This is a genomic window from Mycobacterium sp. M23085 (assembly GCF_045343915.1).
Classification (GTDB): Bacteria; Actinomycetota; Actinomycetes; order Mycobacteriales; family Mycobacteriaceae; genus Mycobacterium.
This window is the reverse complement of sequence record NZ_CP174280.1, coordinates 3,803,187-3,824,469: the sequence shown is the minus strand read 5'-3', so window position 1 is coordinate 3,824,469 and position 21,283 is coordinate 3,803,187. Positions and strand designations below refer to the sequence as shown.

General features: G+C 66.7%; 22 protein-coding genes and 2 pseudogenes. 5 read left to right on the top strand and 19 right to left on the bottom strand.

Translation table 11 applies throughout. The features are described 5' to 3' along the window. Positions 1–11 precede the first annotated feature (11 nt). Genes ACIUM1_RS17860 through ACIUM1_RS17850 form a run of 3 tightly spaced genes read right to left on the bottom strand, consistent with a single transcriptional unit; the run spans position 12 to position 1,605 of the window. On the bottom strand, positions 12–188 hold the full coding sequence (locus tag ACIUM1_RS17860) for a hypothetical protein (RefSeq protein WP_406813950.1): 177 nt from the start codon (positions 186–188) through the stop codon (positions 12–14). A 22-nt stretch (positions 189–210) separates the two neighbouring features. Further along, the gene (locus ACIUM1_RS17855; RefSeq protein ID WP_406813949.1) at positions 211–396 is read right to left on the bottom strand and encodes a hypothetical protein; all 186 of its coding nucleotides are present in this window, start codon (positions 394–396) and stop codon (positions 211–213) included. Between the two features lie 57 nt (positions 397–453). After that, positions 454–1,605 (bottom strand): TDT family transporter, encoded by a 1,152-nt coding sequence (locus ACIUM1_RS17850; protein ID WP_406813948.1) that lies wholly within the window; start codon positions 1,603–1,605, stop codon positions 454–456. A 107-nt stretch (positions 1,606–1,712) separates the two neighbouring features. On the opposite strand from ACIUM1_RS17850, the pseudogene ACIUM1_RS17845 reads away from it, so the two are divergent. Both ACIUM1_RS17845 and ACIUM1_RS17840 read left to right on the top strand, forming a co-directional pair. After that, positions 1,713–1,934: pseudogene (locus ACIUM1_RS17845) on the top strand (hypothetical protein); the annotation flags it as partial. Positions 1,935–2,286: 352 nt separating this feature from the next. After that, positions 2,287–3,855 carry an LCP family protein gene (locus ACIUM1_RS17840; RefSeq protein WP_406813947.1) on the top strand — a complete coding sequence of 523 codons (1,569 nt, stop codon included), beginning with the start codon at positions 2,287–2,289 and terminating at the stop codon, positions 3,853–3,855. 91 nt (positions 3,856–3,946) lie between these two features. Here ACIUM1_RS17840 and ACIUM1_RS17835 read toward each other — a convergent pair. The 6 genes and pseudogenes from ACIUM1_RS17835 to ACIUM1_RS17810 all read right to left on the bottom strand — a co-directional run. Further along, a pseudogene (locus ACIUM1_RS17835) lies at positions 3,947–4,042 on the bottom strand (hypothetical protein); the annotation flags it as partial. After that, on the bottom strand, positions 4,014–4,805 hold the full coding sequence (locus tag ACIUM1_RS17830) for an SDR family NAD(P)-dependent oxidoreductase (RefSeq protein ID WP_406813946.1): 792 nt from the start codon (positions 4,803–4,805) through the stop codon (positions 4,014–4,016). The pseudogene ACIUM1_RS17835 and the gene ACIUM1_RS17830, both read right to left, overlap by 29 nt. 14 nt (positions 4,806–4,819) lie before the next feature. Next, positions 4,820–5,665, bottom strand: coding sequence for an SDR family oxidoreductase (locus ACIUM1_RS17825; protein WP_406813945.1), 846 nt, complete (start codon positions 5,663–5,665; stop codon positions 4,820–4,822). A gap of 102 nt (positions 5,666–5,767) precedes the next feature. Then, entirely contained in the window at positions 5,768–6,703 is a 936-nt protein-coding gene (locus ACIUM1_RS17820; RefSeq protein ID WP_406813944.1) for an enoyl-CoA hydratase, read from the bottom strand. Positions 6,704–6,813: 110 nt separating this feature from the next. Further along, positions 6,814–7,602 (bottom strand): ABC transporter permease, encoded by a 789-nt coding sequence (locus ACIUM1_RS17815; RefSeq protein WP_406813943.1) that lies wholly within the window; start codon positions 7,600–7,602, stop codon positions 6,814–6,816. Further along, positions 7,602–8,366 carry a phosphate ABC transporter ATP-binding protein gene (locus ACIUM1_RS17810; RefSeq protein ID WP_406817729.1) on the bottom strand — a complete coding sequence of 255 codons (765 nt, stop codon included), beginning with the start codon at positions 8,364–8,366 and terminating at the stop codon, positions 7,602–7,604. The genes ACIUM1_RS17815 and ACIUM1_RS17810 overlap by 1 nt, the downstream gene beginning before the upstream one ends. A gap of 79 nt (positions 8,367–8,445) precedes the next feature. Between ACIUM1_RS17810 and ACIUM1_RS17805 the strand changes: the two genes are divergently transcribed. The 3 genes from ACIUM1_RS17805 to ACIUM1_RS17795 all read left to right on the top strand — a co-directional run bounded on the left by ACIUM1_RS17805 (position 8,446) and on the right by ACIUM1_RS17795 (position 10,746). Continuing rightward, positions 8,446–8,610 (top strand): hypothetical protein, encoded by a 165-nt coding sequence (locus ACIUM1_RS17805; protein WP_406813942.1) that lies wholly within the window; start codon positions 8,446–8,448, stop codon positions 8,608–8,610. Next, the gene (locus tag ACIUM1_RS17800; RefSeq protein ID WP_406813941.1) at positions 8,611–10,092 is read left to right on the top strand and encodes a trehalose-6-phosphate synthase; all 1,482 of its coding nucleotides are present in this window, start codon (positions 8,611–8,613) and stop codon (positions 10,090–10,092) included. A 75-nt stretch (positions 10,093–10,167) separates the two neighbouring features. Further along, complete coding sequence (locus ACIUM1_RS17795; RefSeq protein WP_406813940.1) at positions 10,168–10,746, top strand: hypothetical protein; 579 nt, start codon at positions 10,168–10,170, stop codon at positions 10,744–10,746. A 15-nt stretch (positions 10,747–10,761) separates the two neighbouring features. Here the strand turns inward: ACIUM1_RS17795 and ACIUM1_RS17790 are convergent, their stop codons facing one another. The 10 genes from ACIUM1_RS17790 to ACIUM1_RS17745 are packed head-to-tail and all read right to left on the bottom strand — an operon-like array spanning position 10,762 to position 21,246. Continuing rightward, positions 10,762–11,253, bottom strand: coding sequence for a mammalian cell entry protein (locus ACIUM1_RS17790; RefSeq protein ID WP_406813939.1), 492 nt, complete (start codon positions 11,251–11,253; stop codon positions 10,762–10,764). Continuing rightward, positions 11,253–11,960: a mammalian cell entry protein gene (locus ACIUM1_RS17785; protein ID WP_406813938.1), complete on the bottom strand. Its 708-nt coding sequence runs from the start codon at positions 11,958–11,960 to the stop codon at positions 11,253–11,255. Before ACIUM1_RS17785 ends, ACIUM1_RS17790 begins: the two co-directional genes overlap by 1 nt. Further along, positions 11,960–13,687 (bottom strand): virulence factor Mce family protein, encoded by a 1,728-nt coding sequence (locus tag ACIUM1_RS17780; RefSeq protein ID WP_406813937.1) that lies wholly within the window; start codon positions 13,685–13,687, stop codon positions 11,960–11,962. The genes ACIUM1_RS17785 and ACIUM1_RS17780 overlap by 1 nt, the downstream gene beginning before the upstream one ends. Positions 13,688–13,700: 13 nt before the next feature. Beyond that, on the bottom strand, positions 13,701–14,855 hold the full coding sequence (locus tag ACIUM1_RS17775) for an MCE family protein (RefSeq protein WP_406813936.1): 1,155 nt from the start codon (positions 14,853–14,855) through the stop codon (positions 13,701–13,703). Continuing rightward, positions 14,852–16,294: a virulence factor Mce family protein gene (locus ACIUM1_RS17770; RefSeq protein ID WP_406813935.1), complete on the bottom strand. Its 1,443-nt coding sequence runs from the start codon at positions 16,292–16,294 to the stop codon at positions 14,852–14,854. Before ACIUM1_RS17770 ends, ACIUM1_RS17775 begins: the two co-directional genes overlap by 4 nt. Then, the gene (locus ACIUM1_RS17765; protein ID WP_406813934.1) at positions 16,291–17,355 is read right to left on the bottom strand and encodes a virulence factor Mce family protein; all 1,065 of its coding nucleotides are present in this window, start codon (positions 17,353–17,355) and stop codon (positions 16,291–16,293) included. Before ACIUM1_RS17765 ends, ACIUM1_RS17770 begins: the two co-directional genes overlap by 4 nt. Continuing rightward, on the bottom strand, positions 17,345–18,397 hold the full coding sequence (locus tag ACIUM1_RS17760; RefSeq protein WP_406813933.1) for a virulence factor Mce family protein: 1,053 nt from the start codon (positions 18,395–18,397) through the stop codon (positions 17,345–17,347). Before ACIUM1_RS17760 ends, ACIUM1_RS17765 begins: the two co-directional genes overlap by 11 nt. Beyond that, positions 18,397–19,599: an MCE family protein gene (locus ACIUM1_RS17755; RefSeq protein ID WP_406813932.1), complete on the bottom strand. Its 1,203-nt coding sequence runs from the start codon at positions 19,597–19,599 to the stop codon at positions 18,397–18,399. Before ACIUM1_RS17755 ends, ACIUM1_RS17760 begins: the two co-directional genes overlap by 1 nt. Positions 19,600–19,619: 20 nt before the next feature. Beyond that, entirely contained in the window at positions 19,620–20,462 is an 843-nt protein-coding gene (locus ACIUM1_RS17750; RefSeq protein ID WP_406813931.1) for an MlaE family ABC transporter permease, read from the bottom strand. Between the two features lie 19 nt (positions 20,463–20,481). Then, positions 20,482–21,246, bottom strand: a complete 765-nt coding sequence (locus ACIUM1_RS17745; RefSeq protein ID WP_406813930.1) for an MlaE family ABC transporter permease — start codon at positions 21,244–21,246, stop codon at positions 20,482–20,484. Between the last annotated feature and the right edge of the window lie 37 nt (positions 21,247–21,283).

Here is a 21,283-nt window from a genome sequence, read left to right as displayed (position 1 = left end):
GGCTGCAGGGGTTACCCGGGGTGCCCGGTGTCGTCGGTACCACGGCGGCCCCGCCACCGGCTGGCGAAGCGCCGGGCGATGTCGGCGAGGCGTCCGCCGGCGTGCTGTGAAGCCTTGATGCGGCCGAGGGTCTCACGGCCCTCGTTCGCGTAGTCCTTGACGTTTTCGTCGCCTTCTTCGGCGCGCATATCTGCTCCGATCCTGTCGTCTCTATTCCGGCGCCTGACGCTCCGGCGGTTCCGACGGCGTCACGCGCTCGGGCGGTTCTGCCGGCGTGAGCCGTTCAGGCGTTTCCGTGGGCGTGAGCCGCTCCGGCGTCTCGCTGGGCGTGCCCGGCCGCGGCTCCGAACTCTCCGGCCGCTTCGCCGAAAACGGCCTGAGGCGTGTGTCGATCATGCTCAGTCCTTTACTCGGCTCATGGCCGCGTACCCGCCGCACCCGGGCTCCCAAACGCTAGGCGGGTGCCGAGTCCTTGTGCGCCTTGATCGGCGCGGCGCTGGGCGCCACCTTGAGCAGATTGCCGCGCACGCTGCCCCGCGTGGTGCGGGCCGTCACCAGCAGCCAGGTGAACAGCAGACCCGCGTACGCGATGGCCGCCGCCACCTTGAAGGCGGGCAGCTGGGTGTGACCGGCGAGCTGGGAGGTCCCGGTGACGAAGGTTCCGACCGGGAAGGTCAGGCTCCACCACGTCAGGGCGAAGGGCATTCCCCGGCGCAGCGTGCGAACCGTCAACGCGGTGGCGAGCGCGATCCACAACACCGCGAAGCCCCACACCGGCACCCCGAACAGGATCGCGAACGCATTCAGCGCCTCGGCCAGCCCGGGGTCGACGGCCAGCGTCGCGTTAGCCCCCAAAAGGCCTGCAGCCGTGATGGATTGGCCCAGGGGACCCAACACGATCCACAGCGTCGGCACCCGCGTCGAACCCGAGGTGCCGTACAGGGTCAGCCGGCTCCAGATCATCGCGATGATGTTCAGCGAGGCCGCCAACGACAACCCGAACATCGCGTAACAGCCGTACAGCATTGTCGTGCGCCCGGTGCCCGCCGCCATATGAGGAAGCAGCAGCGCCCCCGTCGCCGCGGTCACCATCGGGGGAACGACCGGCATCAGCCATCCACCGAACGCGGCGTCGGGCTCGACGTCGTACTGGGTGAACATCAGGAACGGAATGCTGACGGCGGTGAACAGCCCACCGAGGGTGCCGGCAGTCCACAGCACCCAGTCCAGGTCGACGGCAAGGCGCTCACCGAGCAAATCCCGGCCGACCAGTGCGGCTCCCGCGCCGACCGTCATCAGCGCCATCGGCGCCGCGCCGTAGAAGTGAGCCATCTGCGGATTGCGCGCGTGGGTGCGTGCCACGGTCGGATGACGCAGCCAATGGCCGCCGACCACCGCGATCAGCACCACCAGCAGCGCGGCCGCGATCACCCAAACCACTTGCGCGAATGCCCGCAGCCCCACCACGTGGACGGGCAGGGCGGCCCCCGCGGTCGCAACGATGCCGGTGCCCATCACCGAGGCGAACCAGTTGGGTCCGATGTTGCCGAGTACCTCGACTCGGGTATGCGCCGGGGGCGTGTCGTGCGGGTTCGCGATGGCCACAGCTGAAAAACCCTACTGCGCGGCGCGGGTAAACCGCTGGACACGCCGCCTACACTCCAACCGTGGTCAATTCGGCGCAACCGAGGGCGGCGGCGCCCAGGGTCCCGCTGATCGTCAGCGTTGCCGTCGCCGTACTGCTAGCCGTGTTCGCGGCACCGGTCAAACAACGATGCGGAGCGCCGGGCTTGTCGTGCGCGTCGGCGCTGGACAACGCCGGCAACATCCACTACTACTTCGAGGTCGAGCCGGTCGGGGTCTACCTGGCCGAGATCGTCATCGGCAGCAACATCCCCCTCTTCTACACCTCGGGAGAGGACGTGGTCAGAGCCGATAGCCGCCAGTGGCGGTTTGCTGGCCAGGGTGATGCGGCAACCGGCCGCCGGGTCGTCTCCAATCGATAACGAGTTCGGCTCGATTGGCGCGACGATGTGGCCGGCTCGAGACCCCGCGGAGACCGTCGCGGCCACGTCCGGACAGAACATGCTGGTAGGACGGGTGTAGCAGCCACGAATCGCGCGTAATCGGCCCGACGGACGCGCCCGCAAGGACCGTGTGACGGGTGCTCTCGATTGGGGGCTTCACAGCAAGCTAACGCATACTTGTCGTCATGCTTGAAGCGACATCGCCGCAAAGCACCGTTGCGGTGCCCGGTGATGTGCTGGGCGTGGGCAGAGGTTTGTGATGGCCCGCTCGGGCGGCGCCCATCGCCGTCATCGAGCCGTCCGTCAACCCTCCCGTTTCCGTAAGGGGCTGACGCGCACCCTGGGCGCGCTCGTCTCCGTAGCGGCGGTGGGGCTGACCGGGGCCGGGTATTACGTGGCGCACGGTGCGCTGGGCGGCATCACCGTGTCGAATGCGCTGCAGCCCGACGATCCGCGGTCCAGCGGCGACAACATGAACATCCTGCTGATCGGGCTGGACTCGCGTAAAGACCAGGACGGCAACGACCTGCCCTACTCGATCCTGAAGCATCTGCACGCCGGCGACTCCGACGACGGTGGCTACAACACCAACACGATGATCCTGGTGCACGTCAGCGCTGACAATAAGGTCGTCGCCTTCTCGATCCCCCGTGACGACTGGGTGCCCTTCACCGGGGTCCCCGGATACAACCACATCAAGATCAAAGAGGCGTACGGGCTGACCAAGCAGTACGTCGCCCAGAAGCTGGCCAACCAGGGCAACAGCACTCAGAAAGAACTCGAGACCAAGGGCCGTGAAGCCGGCCGGGCGGCGACGCTGCGCGCGGTGCGAAACCTGACCGGCGTCCCCATCGACTACTTCGCCGAGGTCAATCTGGCCGGGTTCTATGACCTGGCCCAGACGCTCGGCGGCGTCGACGTCTGCCTGAATCACCCCGTCTACGACTCGTATTCCGGAGCCGACTTCCCGGCCGGCCGGCAGCGGCTGGACGCGTCCGAGGCGCTGTCGTTCGTCAGGCAGCGGCACGGCCTGGAGAATGGGGACCTGGACCGCACCCACCGGCAGCAGGCGTTCATCTCGTCGGTCATGCAGGAGCTGCAGGCCTCGGGCACCTTCACCAACATCGACAAGCTCAAGAACCTGATGGCGGTGGCGCGCAAGGACGTGGTGCTGTCGGCGGGCTGGAACGACGACATGATCCAACGGCTCGGCGGGCTGGCCGGGGGCAACGTCGAGTTCCGGACGCTGCCGGTGGTGCGCTACGACAACATCGACGGCCAGGACGTCAACATCGTCGACCCGGCCGCGATCAAGGCTGAGGTTGCAGCGGCGATCGGCTCCGACACCCCGACGACCGCGCCGGCCACCACCGCCGCGAAGCCCGACCCGTCCACGGTCGTCGACGTGGTCAACGCCGGCAGCATGAGCGGTCTGGCCAGTGAGGTGTCACGCACGCTGAAGAAGAAGGGCTATACCCCGGGCCAGGTCCGCGACCGCGAGTCCGGCGACCCGACCACCACCACGGTGGAGTACGGCGCCGGCGCGCAGACCGATGCGCAGAACCTGGCCAACCTGCTCGGTGTGGATGCACCCAAGCAGCCCAGCCCCAGCGTCGCCGCCGGACACATCCGGCTCACCGTCGACACCAACTTCTCGATGCCCGCCCCCGACGAGACCCAGATGGACGACACCACCAGCACCAGCTCCAGCACAAGCACGACGTCGACCAAGGCCAAGAGCTACTACTACAACGGCACCACGACCACCTATCCGACGCCCGATCAGGGGAAGCCGATCGACGGCGGCGGAGTGCCCTGCGTCAACTGACTAGGCGTGCGGCGATCGCAAGCGCGGCGAAGCCGGGCGCTGGGGGCACCTCCCGCTTGCGGGGGCCGGGTCGCCGCCATCAGGCGTGCGGCGATCGCAAGCGCGGCGAAGCCGGGCGCTGGGGGCACCTCCCGCTTGCGGGGGACGGGTCGCCGCTATCAGGCGTGCGTGCCGCCGTCCATCCGGATCTCGGTGCCGGTGATCCAGGCCCCGTCGTCGGACACCAGCATGGCGATCACGCCGGCGACCGCGTTGGGTTCGGCCATTCCCGCACCGCTGGATTCCGCGGTGGTCGGCAGGATCGGCATCAACCGGGGGAACAGCGACCAGTCGGCGTCTTTGGGAATGTATCCGCCGGTGGCATCGGTGATCCCGGACTTGATGCTGCCCGGGGCGACGCACGCCGCGCGTAGACCGTCCTTGGCGTATTCCAGCGCCAGGGAATGCGTGAAAGCCTGGATGCCGCCCTTGCTGGCGGCGTAGGCCGCCATGTACGGATGGGCGAACGACGCCGAGGTCGAGCTGAAGTTCACGATCGCGCTGCGGGCGTTCGCCAGCAGCGCCGGCAACGCTTCCCGGACCACCAGGAAGGTGCCGGTCAAGTTCACGGCGATGATCTGATTCCACTGCTCGAGGGTGGTCTCGTGGGTATGCCAGGCCCGCAGGATGCCCGCCGCGTTGACCAGCGAATCCAGCCCGCCCAGCTGCTCGACGGCCGCACTCACACCGTCGATCACCGAGTCCTCGTTGCCGACGTCGATCGCGATGGTGGTGAGCCGCTGACCCGTCGCCGCCTCGTCGGCGCTCGCCTGGGTGATGCGCAGACCGTCGGTCGAGACGTCGGCGGCCACGACGGCGGCGCCCTCGCTCAGCAACCGCAACGCGGTGGCCTGGCCGATCCCGGACGCTGCGCCGGTAACCAGGATCCTCTTGCCCTCAAGTCTTTTCATCTGGTTCTCCCGGTTCAGACCACTCCGCGCAGTGCGTCCTGGCCGAACATCTGCACCATCATCGAGGAGTAGTCCGGGCCGCGGCGCAGGATGTGGCCGCCGTCGACGTTGATGCACTGCCCGGTGATCCAGGCGGCCGCATCACTGAGCAGGAACATGGCCAGGTTCGCCACGTCCTCTACCTCACCCACCCGGGGCAGCGGCGTGCACAGCGCGTAGTCCGCGCTGATCTCCGGGGACTGAATCACGCTTGCGTCAACAAGATCGGTGCGAATCAGGCCCGGGCGGATGCTGTTGACCCGCACCCAGGACTCCCCCAGTTCGTCGGCCGCCAGCATCATCATGTGGTCGATGGCCGACTTGGTGACGCCGTACGGCCCGAACCAGCGGTGGGTGTTGCTGGCCGCGATCGAGGAGATCCCGATGAACGAGCCGCCGCCGCCACGCACCAGCTCCCGCCCCACGTGCTTGAGTACGTACATGGTCCCGTTGATGTTGAGGTCGACCGTGTTTCGCCACGCCTCCGAGTCGGTATGGGTGATCGGCCCGACGGTCAACGAGCCACCCGCGCAGTGCACCGCACCGTTGAGCCGGCCGTGCCACGCCGCAGCGGCGTCGACCGCACGGGCCACTTCGTCCTCATTGGTGACGTCGGTGGGCTCATAGCGGATCGCGCCGCCTCTACCGGCACTGGCGGCCAGCGGCTCGATTTCCTCGACGGCGCCGGCCAGCCGGTCCGGATTGCGCCCGACGATCATGACGGAGGCCCCGGCCGCAACCAGGCCCGCGGCTACACCCTTGCCGATTCCGCTGCCACCGCCGGTGATCAGGTAGGTCCGGTCTTCGAAAGATAGCTGCACGCGATGCCCTCTCAAACTGGAACAAGTTCTAGCTATAGAAGCATGTTCCCTCGAGGCGAATATCGCTACCCCCGGTCTCGTTAGGCCCGGCGCGGCGCGGCGCTACGGCGTGTCGCGGCGCGCCACCTTGGTCGGTTTCGCGTCACGCCAATCCTCGACGTGCGGAGGCTGGCCGACCGGCCACCGGTTCTCGTTGAACGCCGCCCAGTGGGCATGCCCCAACAGATGCACGTGGAACGCGTGCCGCAGCGCCTCGGTGTAACCCATCGCGTCGGACGCGGCGTTGACCGAATCCTTGATGAGCAGCGAGGCCATCGTGGGCCGCTCGGCGATGCGGCGCGCGAATTCGAGTGTCTTTTCCTCTAATTCGTCGACGGCAAAAACCTTGGACACCATGCCCAGCCGATACGCCTCATCGGCGTCCAGCGAATCCCCGGTCAGCAGCAGCTCTTTGGCCTTGCGTGGCCCGAATTCCCAAGGGTGAGCATAGTATTCGACGCCTGGCATACCCAGCCGTACCGCGACCACATCGCTGAACTTCGCGTTGTCGGCCGCGACGATCAGGTCGCACGCCCAGATCAGCATCAGGCCGGCCGAAATCGCGTTGCCCTGCACCTGGGCGATCGTGATCTTGCGCAGATCGCGCCAGCGGCAAGTGTTTTCAAAGAAGAAGTGCCACTCCTGGTGGTACAGCTTCTCCATGATCGGCTCGTACGTCGCGCCGTGTGAGCGAAAGGTCGGATGCTGCCCCGGTCCGGGGGCCCGCTCCGCCAGGGCCTGCTCGGAGCCCAGGTCATGGCCCGCGGAGAAGTTCCTGCCGCGCGCCGCGAGAATGACCACGCGCACCGTGTCGTCGGCCTCGGCCCGGCCGAACGCCTCGTCAAGCTGAACCAGCAGGCCGCGACTCTGCGCATTGTGGGCTTCGGGGCGGTTCAGCCAAATCCGGGCGATACGGCCCTCGTCGAGGGTTTCATAGGCCACCAACTCCGGGGACTTGGCGTCGGCCGCCCCGGCGTCGGCTTGCTCGGAGACTGTCATTCCGCCCACCTCGTTCGTCGTTGAATTCGCCTTCTTTACAGATTACGGCGAGTGTGTAAGCGGGCCCGCGCTGGGGTGACGGCGGCCCGGCCCTACCGGCCCCTGCGTTCTCAGTTACCGGTCTCGGGCCGCCGACTCAGCGGCAGCAGCCGATGATCGCGGGTGAACACCAGGCGGACGATGCCCATCGCGACGACCACGGTGGTGGCCGCGACCGAACCCAGGATCAAGAACATCACCACGGCCTGCACCAGCACGGCCTGCAACGGCGGCACTCCGGCGAGAATCAGGCCGGTCATGGCGCCGGGCAGGAACACCAGTCCGGTGGCCTTGGTCGTTTCGATCTGCGGAGATATCGCCGACCGCAAGGCGATTCGCAGGTACGGCGACGCGGCCTGTCCCGACGGTTGTCCGAGGGCGAGGCGGGCTTCGACCTCGTCGCGCTTGTCGCGCAGCTCGTCGACCAATCGCCGGGCCACCAACACCATGGCGGTCATCGAGTTGCCGATCATCATCCCGGCGACCGGCACCAGAGTGCGCCCCTGCAGCGGGAACACCCGCAAGCCGAAGATCACCCCCAGCGTCACCACCGCCGCGCCGGCGAACGCGGCCACGGCCAGCGGCGCGAACTGCGGCACCTCCGGCGCCCTGCGGCGGGCGACATCGCCGGCGTAGGCCACCATCAAGGCGACCCACGCCCACGACCACCACAGCGACCGGCCCGGCTCGAACAGCAGCGTCAGCGCACCGCCCACCAGCAGCAGTTGGACCAGAGCGCGGGCCGCGGCCCACAACAGCTGGCGCTCCAGCCCCAACCGCCGCCACAACGAGATCCCGGCCGCGAAGGCCACCAGGATCAGCGACATCGCCAGCCCGACCCAGCCGACCTGATCGGTCATCACGCCACCGAGCCGTCGCCGGGCTTGGACGCGACCGGGCCCAGCCCCAGGCTGCGGCCGCACTTCAGCCGCAATACCCGGTCGGCGGCCCGTTCCACCTGGGCCGCGTTATGGGTGACCCACAGGGCGGGAATGCCGTCAGCGGCCAGTTCGCGCACCGCGCGCTCGATGACCTCGGCCGCCTCGGTGTCGACGGCGGAGGTGGGTTCGTCCAGCAGCAGCACCTCGGGCCGCGCCATCAAGGTGCGGGCCAGGCACACACGTTGCGCTTCGCCTCCCGAGAGCCCCGCCACGTCGCGGTCCAACCACGAGCCGGTCAGCGCCACCCGGGCCAGCGTTTCCCGCATCCGTGCCTCGGACGCGTCGGGATCGGCGGCCCGCAGGTTGTCGGCGACCGTGCCCGGAAACGGCGTCGGACGCTGGAAGCACATGCCCACCCGGCGCCGCAGCGGCAGCGGGTCCAGCCCGGCGATGTCCGCACCATAGAAAGACACCCGCCCGCTGGTCGGCAGCTCCAGCCGGTTACACAGCCGAAGCAGCGTCGATTTGCCCGACCCGGACGGCCCGAATACCGCCGTCACACCGTGCGCCGGGATGGCGACGGTCAGCCCGTCCAGAGCCCGCACCCCGTGCCGTTCCACCACGACATCGACGAACCCGAACACCACGTCGTCATCGGCGACCTGATCGACCACCTGCTTATCCTGCATCACCGCGGCGATGGTCGATCGTGTCTTCGCGAGCGGCGCGGCGAAACCCTGCAAACCAGCCATGACTGCGGGTAGAGCCCGTTAGCTGGTGAGACGGCTGCGACCGGTCAGAACCGTCGCCTACAGTTAAGTTATGCCTACAAAATCTGATCCTGGCGAAATCGGCGACGTCGAGCCGGTGGCCGACAGCACTGCGAGCCAGGCCAGGCGCGTCGTCGCGGCGTACGCCACCGACGCCGACGAGTGCCGGGTGTTCCTGTCCATGCTGGGTATTGGGCCGGCGAAGCTCGACGTGTAAATGTCTCCCGGGTCAGCGCGCAGCTCCAAGGCAGCCAAATACGGGAATTCTGACTTCGTCGTGGTCGCCAACCGGCTGCCCGTGGACCAGGAACGGCTGCCCGACGGCACCACCGCGTGGAAACGCAGCCCCGGCGGACTGGTCACGGCCCTCGAGCCGCTGCTGCGCCGCCGGCGGGGGGCGTGGGTCGGCTGGCCCGGGACGGTCGACGAGGACACCGACCACGATGACGAACCCATCGTCCAGGATGACCTGGAGCTTCGGCCGGTCAAGCTGAGCGCCGACGACGTCGCCGAATACTACGAGGGTTTCTCCAACGCCACGCTGTGGCCGCTGTACCACGACGTGATCGTCAAACCGCTCTACCACCGCGAATGGTGGGAACGCTACGTCGACGTCAACCGCCGCTTCGCCGAAGCCACCTCCCGTGCCGCCGCCAAAGGCGCGACGGTCTGGGTGCAGGACTATCAGCTGCAGCTGGTGCCTGCGATGCTGCGCGAACTGCGGCCCGACCTGACCATCGGGTTTTTCCTGCACATCCCCTTCCCGCCGGTCGAGCTGTTCATGCAGATGCCGTGGCGGACCGAGATCATCGAGGGCCTGCTGGGCGCCGACCTGGTCGGGTTCCATCTGGCGGGCGGCGCGCAGAACTTCCTGTTCCTGGCCCGACGGCTGATCGGCGCCAACACCTCCCGCGGGGCGGTCGGTGTGCGGTCACGCTATGGGGAGGTGGAGCTCGACTCCCGCGTGGTTCGGGTGGGCGCCTTCCCCATCTCCATCGATTCCAGCTCCCTCGACCAGGCGGCCCGGCACCGCGACATCAAGCGTCGCGCCCGCGAGATCCGCGCCGAGCTGGGCAACCCTCGCAAGGTGCTGCTCGGCGTCGACCGTCTCGACTACACCAAGGGCATCGACGTTCGGCTGAAAGCCTTTTCGGAGCTGCTCGCGGAAGGGCGCGCCAAACGCGACGACACGGTGCTGGTTCAACTGGCGACACCGAGCCGCGAACGCGTGGACAGTTATCAGCAGCTGCGCAATGACATCGAACGCCAGGTGGGCCACATCAACGGCGAGTACGGCGAAGTCGGGCATCCGGTGGTGCACTACCTGCACAGGCCGGTCCCCCGCGACGAGCTCATCGCGTTCTTCGTGGCCGCCGACGTCATGCTGGTCACCCCGCTGCGCGACGGGATGAACCTGGTCGCCAAGGAGTACGTCGCGTGCCGCAGCGATCTCGGCGGTGCGCTCGTCCTGTCCGAATTCACCGGCGCCGCCGCCGAACTCCGGCAGGCGTATCTGGTCAACCCGCACGACCTCGACGGGGTCAAAGACGCAATCGAGGCCGCGCTGAACCAATCCGTCGAAGACGGACGGCGTCGGATGCGGTCACTGCGCCGCCAGGTTCTCGCTCACGACGTCGACCGCTGGGCGAGGTCGTTCCTCGATGCGCTCGCCGAACCCCGACCCGGTAACGGCGATTAGCGCGGTTGCGCAAGACCCCATGGTGTTGGCGCCCAAACGCTGTGATACTCAAAACGGCGTGGAGGGAAAAGTCGCATGAAGCTCCGTCACGGGATGGCCGCGGGTGCCGGTATCTGCACCGCAGTCGCGGTGGGAATCGCGCTGCAATCGGGTGAACCCGCCAAGGCGCTCGGACCACCGGCGGACGGCACCTACAACTTCAACGAGGCCGGCGTGTCCGGGGTGACCTGGACAATCTCGGCGCTGTGCGATCAGCCCTCGGGCACCCGGAACATGAACGACTATTCCGACCCGATCGTGTTCGCGATGAACTGCGCGCTGAACATCGTGAGTTCGACGCCCGAGCAGATCAGCGCCGCGGACAAGCTGCAGAACTTCAGCGGCCGGGCCCGGATGTCCAGCATGCTATGGACTTTCAAGGTCGACAAGGCTGATGGCGTGGCATGCCCGGGCGGTGGTACGGGACCCTCCACCGAGACCTACGCGTTCAGCGACGAGACGATGAGCGGCACCCACACCACGCTGCATGGCGCCGTGTGCGGCTTGCAGCCGGGCATGAAGAAGGAGCCGTTCTCGCTGGCGCTGATCGGTCCGCCGCCCAGCCCGATCAATCGTTACCCGTTGTACTGCAACGGGATTGCGATGTGCTACTGACGTCGACCGGTAAGACTAGATCGGCGTGATGTAGGCGATCAGCCACTGCTTGCCGACTTTCTTGAAGTCGACCCGCAACCGGCTGCCGTCGTACAGCGGCTGGCGTGACTTGTCCGTCACGGTCCGGTTCATGAAGACCATCACCGATGCTGATTCCCGTTTTGCCGACATCACCCCCACGCCAACGACATTGGCCTGCACCACCACTTCGCGCTTCTTGGCCTCGGGGATGATCTGGTTGTTGGCGCTCTTCTGGAACTCCGCGCGATAGTCCGGGGTCAACAACGGGTACGCCGCCGACAGGCTGCGCTCGACGGTTTGGTAGTCGTACGCGAAGACTTCGGGAATTTCCTTAGCCGCCAGGCCCGGCAGCACCGAACGCGCTGCCTGCTCGCCACGGGTCTGCACCCGGTCCCAGTACATCCAACCGGCCACCGCGGACAAGCCGACGAACGTCACCGCCAGGAGGTAACCCGCGACGACCAGCAGCCAACGCCGCCATCGCATCAATTACCCCCGTCTGGATATTTCAGGTCGTAGCCGGTCATCTTTCCGGCGTCGTCTTCGTGCACGATGACGCGCAGGCGGTAGGGCATGGAGGGCTTGTTGACGCCGTCGATGTCTGCGACCGTGACGCGCACCGAAACCAGCACCGACGCGTTATCGGTAACGGCGTCAATGCCTTCCAGCGCGGCGCCGTTGATGACGGCCTCCGACGTCGCATTGGTGGAGCGGAACAGGCCCTTGAGGTTCTCGACGTTGTTGTTGGCGCCGAGCATGCCGCGCAGCGGGCCGCTGGTGCCGTTGACGAAGCGGTTCACGCTCTCGTCGATGTTGTCCTGCTTGTAGCTGAACATGTTGACCACCGTCTGAGTGGCGGTGTCGACGAAACGCTGATCGCGCGCCTGCGCCGCGGTGGCGTGACGCTGCTGGATCAGCAGTGTCACCACCCCAGCGGTCAGCACGCCGACCGCCAGCAGGGCCGCCGCGAACGAGATCCATGCCACCAGGGTGCGGTGCGGCTGCCGTCGTGGCGGCGGCTTGATGGACTTGAAGGTCTTGGCGGGTTTCGCGGGCGGCTTGGGCGGAGCGGGGACCTCGGTCCGGACGGTGGCGTCCCGGGCCGGCTCACCCTTGGCCGGGCCCGCCGCACGCGAAGCTCGTCGACGAACCCGCGGCGTGGTCTTCGGTTCGTCTGCCACGGCAGGGTCCATTACATCGGCCTTGGATCAAGCATGAGGTCCACCCAGTTCTCGGCGCCGGAGGTACCGGTGGCGCCGGCCGCGAAGATACCAGTGCCACCGGCCGGATCGACAAACGCGCCGGTCTTTTCGTCGTAGGTCGCGTAAGTCGGCGGCCCGCTGGCCTGCGGCTGCCCGCCGGGCGGCGGACCCCACGGCTTCTCCGGTCCCGGACCGGCCGGCGGCGGGCTGATGCCCTCCGGCGCCGGTGGCGGGGGTAGCCACTTCGGATACGGCAGCTGGGGCGGCACCGGGGGCACCCCGGGGGGCTGCCACGACGTGAACGGTGGTGGCGGCCCGTTGTCGTTGGGCGGCGGCGGGTCGAAGGCCGGCTGCTTGTTCGGCAACGGTCCCGGACCGGGCGCCACCCCCGGCGGCGGGGGCCCGACGATTGGCGTACCCGGATCGGGCTCGGCGCCGGGCGGAATATACGGGAACTTGTTGGGCGGCAACACGTTCAGGCCATTGGTGACCGGGGTGTCGTACGGCACCGGCGGGCCGCGCCACGGATTACGGCCGATCGGCACGTAGCCCTTCGGATCGCGGCACAGCTGAATCGTCGGGGCGCGCTTGCCGGGGAACTCCTGGCATGGGTAGTTGCGGGCGCCGCGCACGGTGCTGGGATCGTTTTGCGCGGTCTTGCAGTACATGTCCTTCGGGAGTTCGCGCACCGTCTGGTCGGCCGGTGTGCGCATCAACGGCGGCGGCAGGAAGCCGACGGCGCATGGCGGCGGGTCATTGAGGTCCAGCTTGAAGTCGAGCTTGGCGCCTTCGTCTTGCGGCCCGCCACCCGCGGCGGTGGTGATCGCGGCGAACAGCGCCGGCAAGACGACCAGCAGCTGCTCAATCGACTTGTGGTAGATCACGCCGACCCGGCCGAGGTTGGCCAGGCTGGCGGCCAGGGCCGGGAACGAGGGACGGATACCGGAGAACGCGGTGCTGGCCTCGTCGGTGGCGCCCGGAGCGGTCGCCAGGGTGTCGCGAAGCTGCGGGTCGGCCTGACGCACCTCGGAGGTGAAGCGCGCCAGCCCGTCGGACAGCGACTTGATGTCACCGCCGGCGCGAATCTGGGCCTGCAGGAACGGGCCGGCCTGATCGATCAACTGCGAGACTTGCGGATAGTTGGCGTTGGCCTCGTCCACCAGCAGCCGGGCGGACTCGAAGAGCCTGGCCAGCTCGGGGCCGGAGCCGTTGGCCGCGATGAACGTCTCGTGCAGCAGCTCCCGCAGCCGGGTATCACCCAGGCTGTTGACCAAGGTCTCCGAGCGCTTCAGCAGGTCGGCCACGTCCTGGCCGATCCGGGTGTTCTGCCGCTGGATGCGAGATCCGTTGCGCAGCTTGGTCGTCGCCGGTGAGCTCGGCGGCACCAGGTCGATGTACTGCTCGCCGACGGCCGACACGCTTTTGACGGTGGCGGTCACGTTGGACGGGATGGCGGTGCCGCTGTTCAGCCGCATGTCGGCGATGACGCCGTTGGGGCTCAGGCCCACCGACTCGACGCGGCCGACGGCAACGCCGCGGTAGGTGACGTTGGCGTTCTTGTACAGACCGCCGCCGGCAACGAAATCGGCGCTCACGCCGTAGGTTCCGATGCCGAATGTCGCCGGCAGCCGCAGGTAAAAGATCGCCATCACGGTCAGGGTGATGGCCGTGATCACCGCGAAGATCGCCAGCTGGATCTTGGTGAGTCTGTCGTGCATCTGCGCCCGCCCCCTACTGTCCCGACGCCGTGCCGGGCGGAATCTTGAACGGGTCCGCGGCCTGCCCGGACAGGTTGGCCAGTTCACCGGTCAAGAAGTCCGGCGGATTGAGGATCTCGTTCATGTGGGCCATGTTCGGGTCGAAATACGCTGTGGTGAAGAACGTTTCACCAAGGCGGCGCAGGGTGAGGTCGAAGGTGGTGAACACGTTGAGGTAGTCGCCGCGGACCGCCTGCTTGATACCGAAGTTGGGGAACGGGAACGTCAGCAACAGCTGCAGCGAGGTGACGAAGTTCCTCCGGTTGTCGTTGAGCGCTTTGACGACCGAATACAGATCCTTCATGTCTGCGGCGAAGTCCACCTTGGTTTTGGCCAGGATGTTCGAGGTGACGTTCGCCAGTTTGTGTAGCGCGCCGAAGGCCTCGACGATGTGGCCGCGGTTCTTGTTGAGCACGCGAATCGCCTCGGGCAGCGTGTCCAGCGCCCGGCCCAGGTTGTCCTTGTCGTGCGCCAGGCTCGCCGAGAATCGGTTCAATCCGTCGACGGCATCGATGATGTCGTTGACCTGACGGTTGAGCCCCGAGGTCAGTTCCGCGAGCCGGGGGATCAGGTCGACGAACTGGTCCTCGCGGCCGGCGACCGCCCGGTAGGTCTCGTCGGTGATCTCTTCCAGAGCGCCGACGTTGCCCTTGTTCACCACCACACCGAGCGCCGAAAGCACCTCTTCGGTGGTCGGATAGCGACCGGTGTTGGCCTCCGCGATCTTCGAGCCGTCCTTCAGCTTGCCGACGGCCGGCTTGTCCTTCGGGCGGGCCAGATCGATGTGCATCGAGCCGAGCAGCGAGGTCTGCGCGACCGTCGCCGTCGAGTTTGCGGGCAGCACGACGTTTTTGTCGAGCGCCAATTTCACTGCCGCGTAGAAGGATCCGTCGGACCGCTGTTCGGCCGAGATGCCGGCGACGCTGCCGACGGTGACGTCGTCCACCATGACCGGCGAGTTCTGCGGCAGGGTCGCCACGTCGGGTAGTTCGACGGTGATCGAGTAGGCGCCGCTGCCGTGACCGGCGGTGCCGGGCATCGCCAGTGAGTTCAACCCGCTGAATTGGCAGCCGGCCAGCAGCACGCTGCCGGTCGCCAATCCACCGGCGCGCAGCCACATTCGGTTCATCCGCCACCGCCCAGGTCGGCCGCGGGACCGCTGGGTGCCTGGCCCGGGGGCGGACCAGGCAGCGGACCGAACGCGCTTCCGGGAGCGGGACCGGGGGCAGGAGCGGCGCCCGCGGGCGCCGGTTGGCCGGGCGCGGGGGCGGCCTGCGGGGCCGTCGGGACCAGCAGGGCCTGCAGATCCGCCGGATTCTGGGTGGCGGGCGGCGTCTGAGCACCCTTGGCCGGGATCCAGGTCAGCTGCGGTACCGGGGTGGCGGACTTGGCCTGCGTCTCCGGGGTGTCGTAGATGATCTGACCCTTGTACGCCGTAATCGTGTTGAGCGGGTGGAACATCAGCGGCGGGTAGTTCACGGTGAGCCGGCGCAGCACCGGTCCCAGCCGCTCACGGCAGAGTTCGGCGCGCTTGAAGTAGTCCGGCGCCCGCGGCCCGCCGGCGGTTTCAAACGATCCACCACAGATGAACTGCACGGGGTTGGCGAACTCCGGGATCGACAGCAGGCCGTTGAGCGTGCCCTGGGCGGGGTCATAGATGTTGTAGAAGTTGGCGATACCCGGACCCGCTACGTGCAGCACCTGCTCGATGTTGTCGCTCTGGTCGCTCAGCGTCTTCGCGAAATCGTTGAGGTTGTTGACCGTATCGACGATCGTGGAGTTGTTCTCGTGCAGGAACCCCCGAATGTCCGACAGCGCTTTGTTCAGCGTGCCCAGCGTGGTGTCGAGGTGACGCGAGCTGTCGGCGAGCACCTGCGACACCGAGGCGACGTTCCCGGCGAACTGGACGATCTGCTCGTTGCTGGACGACAGCGCGTTGACCAGGACCTGCAGGTTTTTCACCGTGCCGAAGATGTCTCCGCGCGAATCCCCCAGCCGCCCAGCGGCTTGCGAGAGCTCACGCAAGGCGTTGTGGAACGACTGGCCCTTGCCGTCGAAGGTGTCGGCGGCCTGGTTGATCGCCGCGCCCAACGGTCCCTGCATTGATCCGGCTGTCGGGCCCAGTTGCACTGCCAGCTGGGTCAGCGACTCCTTGACCTCGTCCCATTCCACCGGGACCGCGGTGTGCCCAAGGCCGATGCTGGCGCCGTCGGCCATCACCGGGCCACCGGTGTAGGCCGGTGTCAGCTGAATAAACCGGGCCGCCACCAGGTTTGGCGACATGATGATGGCCTTGGCGTCCTTCGGGATCTTCACGTCCTTGCTTACCGACATGGTGATCTTCACGTCGGACGGCCGCGGGTCGATCGAGTCGATGGTGCCGACCGGGACACCGAGGATGCGCACCTGGTCACCGGGATACAGGCCGACCGCGGAGGTGAAATAGCCGACGATCTTACGGTTATTCGCTTGCGACGAAAGCACATACACACCACCCACCAGCACCGCGACCAGCGCGATGATGGTGGCGTAGCGCAGCCCCCGGCTGCCGGTGATCCGCCGGATCATGGTGACTTCGGCCTGATGATCCAGCGCTCCTGAATCAGGCCGCGCAGGTAATCGGCGAGGCTGGCAGGCAGCTTGCCGGGCTGATAGAAGAAGTCGAACATGGTGGCAAGCAGCGGCGCGGGGATCACGCCGTAGACGTTGACATTGAATCCGGGGCCGGACCCGACCACCTCGCCGAGCTCGGTGGCGTAGGTGGGCAGTCGCTTGAGGGCCTCGGTGATGTAGTCGCGGCGCTCGTTGAGGTTGGACAGCACGTCGTTGAGCTTGTTCAGCGCCGGACCGAATTCCTTGCGGTTGTCGGCGACGAAGCCCGAGATCTGCGTGGACAGGTCCTGGATCCCCGAGATCAGCTCAGACAGGGCGCTGCGCCGTTCGTCGAGGGCGGCGAACAACTCGTTCCCGTCGTCGACCAGTTTGTTGACCTGGTCGGCGCGCTGCGACAAGACACCGGTGACCGACTTCGCGTGTGCCAGCAAGCTTTGCAGCGCCTCGTCGCGGCGGTCCAGCGTGCGCGACAGCGACGTCACGCCGTCCAGCGCACCGCGCAGCTGCGGGTTGGCGTCGTGCAGTGTGTCGGTCAGGACGTTCAGCGCCTTCTCGAATTGCGGCTTGTCCAGGTTGTTGGCGTTCTGGCCCAGATCCTCGAGGGCGCCGGCCAGCGTGTACGGCGTCGTCGTGCGGCTGAGCGGGATGGTGGTTGCCTTGCCGCCGCCGGCCGGGGTCACCGAGACGGAGCGCTCACCGAGGATGGTGTCGGTGCGGATCGCGGCCAGCGACTGGTCACCGACGGCGACGTGACGGTCGACGCTGAAGCTGATCTTGGCGCTGTCGCCGGCCAGACCGACCGAGGTCACCTTGCCGACCTTGAAACCCGAAACATAAACGGCGTTGCCGGGGTTGATGCCCCCGGCGTCGGTGAAGTAGGCGTCATAGATCTTGCCCTGCGGCCAGAACGGTAATCCAGAGTAGCCGAACGCAATGAGCACGACGCACACCACCAGCACCACGCCGAAGATGCCGGTGCGCAATGGATCGCGCTCACGCCTAGCGTCACTTGACAAAAGCGCACCTCCCCTTGCTGGGGTCCACCTGGCCACCAAGCGGCAGCAGTATGTCGCTACCGGCCGGGCCGTTGATTTTGATCGTCACGGAGCAGAAGTAGATGTTGAAGAACGATCCGTAGGCGCCGAGGGCGGACAGCCGCAGGTAGTCCTCGCCCAGCTGCTCGACATCGTTGTTCACCTCGGCCTTACGGTTGTCCAGTTCGGTGGCCAGCGGCCGGGTGTTCTCCAGGATGCCCTGCAGCGGGCGGCGCGAATTCTTCAGCAGCTCAGTGAGATCCGTCGTCGTCGACGCCAGCGGTGGGATGGCACCGGCGATGTCGTCCTTGTGCTGAGCCAGCCCGGTGATCAATTGTTGCAGCTGATCGACGCTGGCCGAGAATTGTGCGCTGCGCTGGTCCACGGTCGTCAGCACCGTGTTGAGGTTGTTGATCACGTCGCCGATGAGCTGGTCGCGCTGGCCCAGCGCCGAGGAGAACGCGCTGGTGTCGGCCAGCACGTTCGACAAAGCCCCGCCCTGACCCTGCAGCAACTGGATGACCGCGCTGCTGATGGTGTTGACCTTGTCGGCGTCAAGACCTTTGAGCACCGGTCGCAGTCCGCCCAGCAGCGCGTCGAGATCCAGTGCGGGCTGAGTGTGTTGACTGTTGATCGTCGCGCCGGGCGGTAGCTTCCGCAGCTCCCCGGGGCCCGACGTGATCTCCAGGAACCGGTCGCCGACCAGGTTTTCGTAGCGGATCACCGCGCGCGTGGACGAATAGAGCGTGTAGCGCTTGTCCACGCCGAACTTCACGTCGATGGTGTTGTCGGGGTTGAGCTTGACGCCCGACACCGCGCCGACCGGGACACCGGCGATGCGCACCTTCTGGCCGGACTTGAGCCGTGACACGTTGGTAAACGTTGCGTGGTAAGTGCTTTCGGGCCCGAAGCGGAAGTCGCCGAACACCACCACCAGCCCCGCCGATACCAGCAGCATGGCCACCGCGAAGATGCTGACCTTGATCATCATCTCGCGGTGCGACGGCAGTCCCGAGCCGGCCATCAGAAGTCATCCCGTTCCGCGAAGGCGCCGTGGAACAAGAACTGCAGCGTGGAGGGTGCGTCGAATTGCAGTTCGGTGAATGGCTCGTACGGGATGTTGGCGTTATCGGTCACCAGGAATTTCGACCGGTAGAACGATCCGCCGGTCTGCTTGGTCGGGATGTCGGGCAGTCCGCGGCAGTTCGGGCCGCCGGAGGCGTTGACGATGGGCAGCGATTCCGGATAGGTGTACGCCGGCGCGCCCAGCACGAAGCTCGACGAGGTGAACAGGCCCGCCTTGCGAACGCCGATCAGCGGGGCGAATTCCTTGATGCCGCGCTCGATTCCGGCGAACAGGCAGCCCAGTTCCGGGGAGTAGTCGGCGGCCACCTTGAGCGGGGCCCGTAGCCGGTTGATGGTGTCGATGAAGTCCTGCTCGGCCGGCGCCAACGTGTCGTACGCGTTGTTCGACAGGCCGATGGTGGCCAACAGTGTGTCGTTGAGATTGTTCTGCTGGTCCACGACGGTCTTGTTGATCGTCGGCAGGTTGTCGATCACGGTGGTCAGGTCGGGGGCGGCGTCGGCGTAGGTGTTGGCCACCACTGCGGTTTTTCGGAAGTCCTCCTGCAACGCGGGCAGTTTCGGGTTTGCCTGGCGCGTCAGTGTATTCAAGCCCGACAGGATGCCGCCCAAGTCGTCGCCGTGACCGCGCAGGCCTTCGGCGAACGCGCTCAGCGTTCCGTTCAGTTCGACGGGGTCGATCTTGTGCAGCAGATCCATCAACGACTGGAACAAGGTGTTGACTTCCAGCTGCACCGACGAGGCCGCAACGTGCGCATCCGGACGCAAAGACGTCGGCGAGGGCGCTTGCGGGGGAATGAATTCCACCGCCTTAGCGCCGAAGATGGTGTTACCCGCGATGTGCACCGTGGCGTTGGACGGGATGAAATGCAGGTCGTCGCTGTTGATGCCCAGCGTCAGCCGCGCCTGGTCACCGGAGTAGTCGATGGTCTCGACCTTGCCGATCTGGATGCCCCGGTATTTGACCTTGGCGCCCTCCTCCATCACCAGTCCGGCCCGGGGCGCCGAGACCGTGACGGTGTCGATGGACGCGAAGGCCGCTGTGTAGGAAAGGTAGGTCAGCACAGCGAAAGCCACCAGCAGGCTGGCAAGCACTGCTGCTGCCAGTCTGACGGTTGTGCGTCGCGAGTCTGTTTCTGCCATGTCCCTGTTAAGCGGTCCTCTTATCCGGAGAGGTTGAAGTTACCGGACGCCCCATATACCGCGAGCGAGATGAACAACGTGATGACGACCACGACGATCAGCGAAGTCCGCACGGCCTGGCCGACCGCGATGCCGACGCCGACCGGACCGCCGTGGGCGTTGTAGCCGTAATAGGTATGGATGAGCATGACCGCGATGGACATCACGATGGCCTGCAGGAATGACCACAACAGGTCCGACGGGATAAGGAATGTGTTGAAGTAGTGGTCGTAGAGGCCCTTCGACTGACCGTTGATGTACACCGTGGTGAAGCGGGCGGCGAAGAACGCGGCCAACACCGACAGCGAGTACAGCGGGATGATCGCGATCAGGCCGGCGATCAGGCGGGTCGACACCAGGTAGGACACCGAGTGCACCGCCATGCATTCGACGGCGTCGATCTCCTCGGACACCCGCATGGCTCCCAGTTGAGCGGTGGCGCCGGCGCCGATGGTGGCCGCCAGCGCGATGCCGGCGATCACCGGCGCGACGACCCGGACGTTCAGGAATGCCGACAGGAACCCCGTCAGCGCCTCGATGCCGATGTTGCCCAGCGACGAATACCCCTGCACGGCGATGACACCGCCGGAGGCCAGGGTCAGGAAGGCCGCCACCCCGACCGTGCCGCCGATCATGACGAGCGCTCCCGCGCCCATGGTCATCTCGGCGATCAGCCGGATGGTCTCCTTGCGGTAGCGGGTGAGCGCGTTGGGGACGTACCGCATGGTCTGCCCGTAGAACAATGCCTGCTCGCCGAAGTCGTCAACCGGCTCTTGCAGCCGGGTGAAGAGTCGACGAAACCGCAGCGTGGCGTCGTAACTCATCGCGTGCTCACTCGTCCCATCACTTCGCCGAGATCCGCACGCCGACGGCGGTCATCACCACGTTGATCACGAATAGACAGATGAAGGCGTAGACCACGGTTTCGTTGACCGCGTTGCCGACGCCTTTGGGCCCTCCCTTGACGGTCAGGCCGCGGTAGCAGCCGACCATGCCGGCCATCACGCCGAACAGCAGTGCTTTGACTTCGGCCAACACCAGTTCGCGCAGCCCGGTCAGCACGGTCAGGCCGTTGATGAAGGCGCCGGGGTTGACGCCCTGCAAAAAGACCGAGAAGACGTAGCCACCGGAGAGCCCGATGGCGCACACCAATCCGTTGAGCAGCAGCGCCACCACAGTGGAAGCCAGCACGCGGGGCACCACCAGCCGCTGGATCGGGTCGATGCCGAGCACCCGCATGGCGTCGATCTCTTCGCGAATGGTGCGGGCGCCGAGGTCGGCACAGATCGCGGTTGCACCGGCGCCGGCCACGACGAGCACGGTCACCACCGGACCCAGCTGGGTGATGGTGCCGAACGCCGTACCGGCACCGGACAGGTCGGCCGCGCCGATCTCGCGCAACAGGATGTTGAGGGTGAAGGCGACCAGGACCGTGAATGGGATGGACACCAGCAGTGTGGGGACCAGCGACACGCGCGCGATCATCCACGTCTGGTCGAGAAACTCACCAATTTGAAACGGCCGGCGGAAAGCCGCGCGGCCGGTGTCCAGCATCATTTCGAAAAATCCGCCGACGGCGCGGGCGGGAACTGCGAGCTGTTCCCTCAACGCGGTTCCCCCCTCGGTCTGGTCTCGGCGAAGTCTA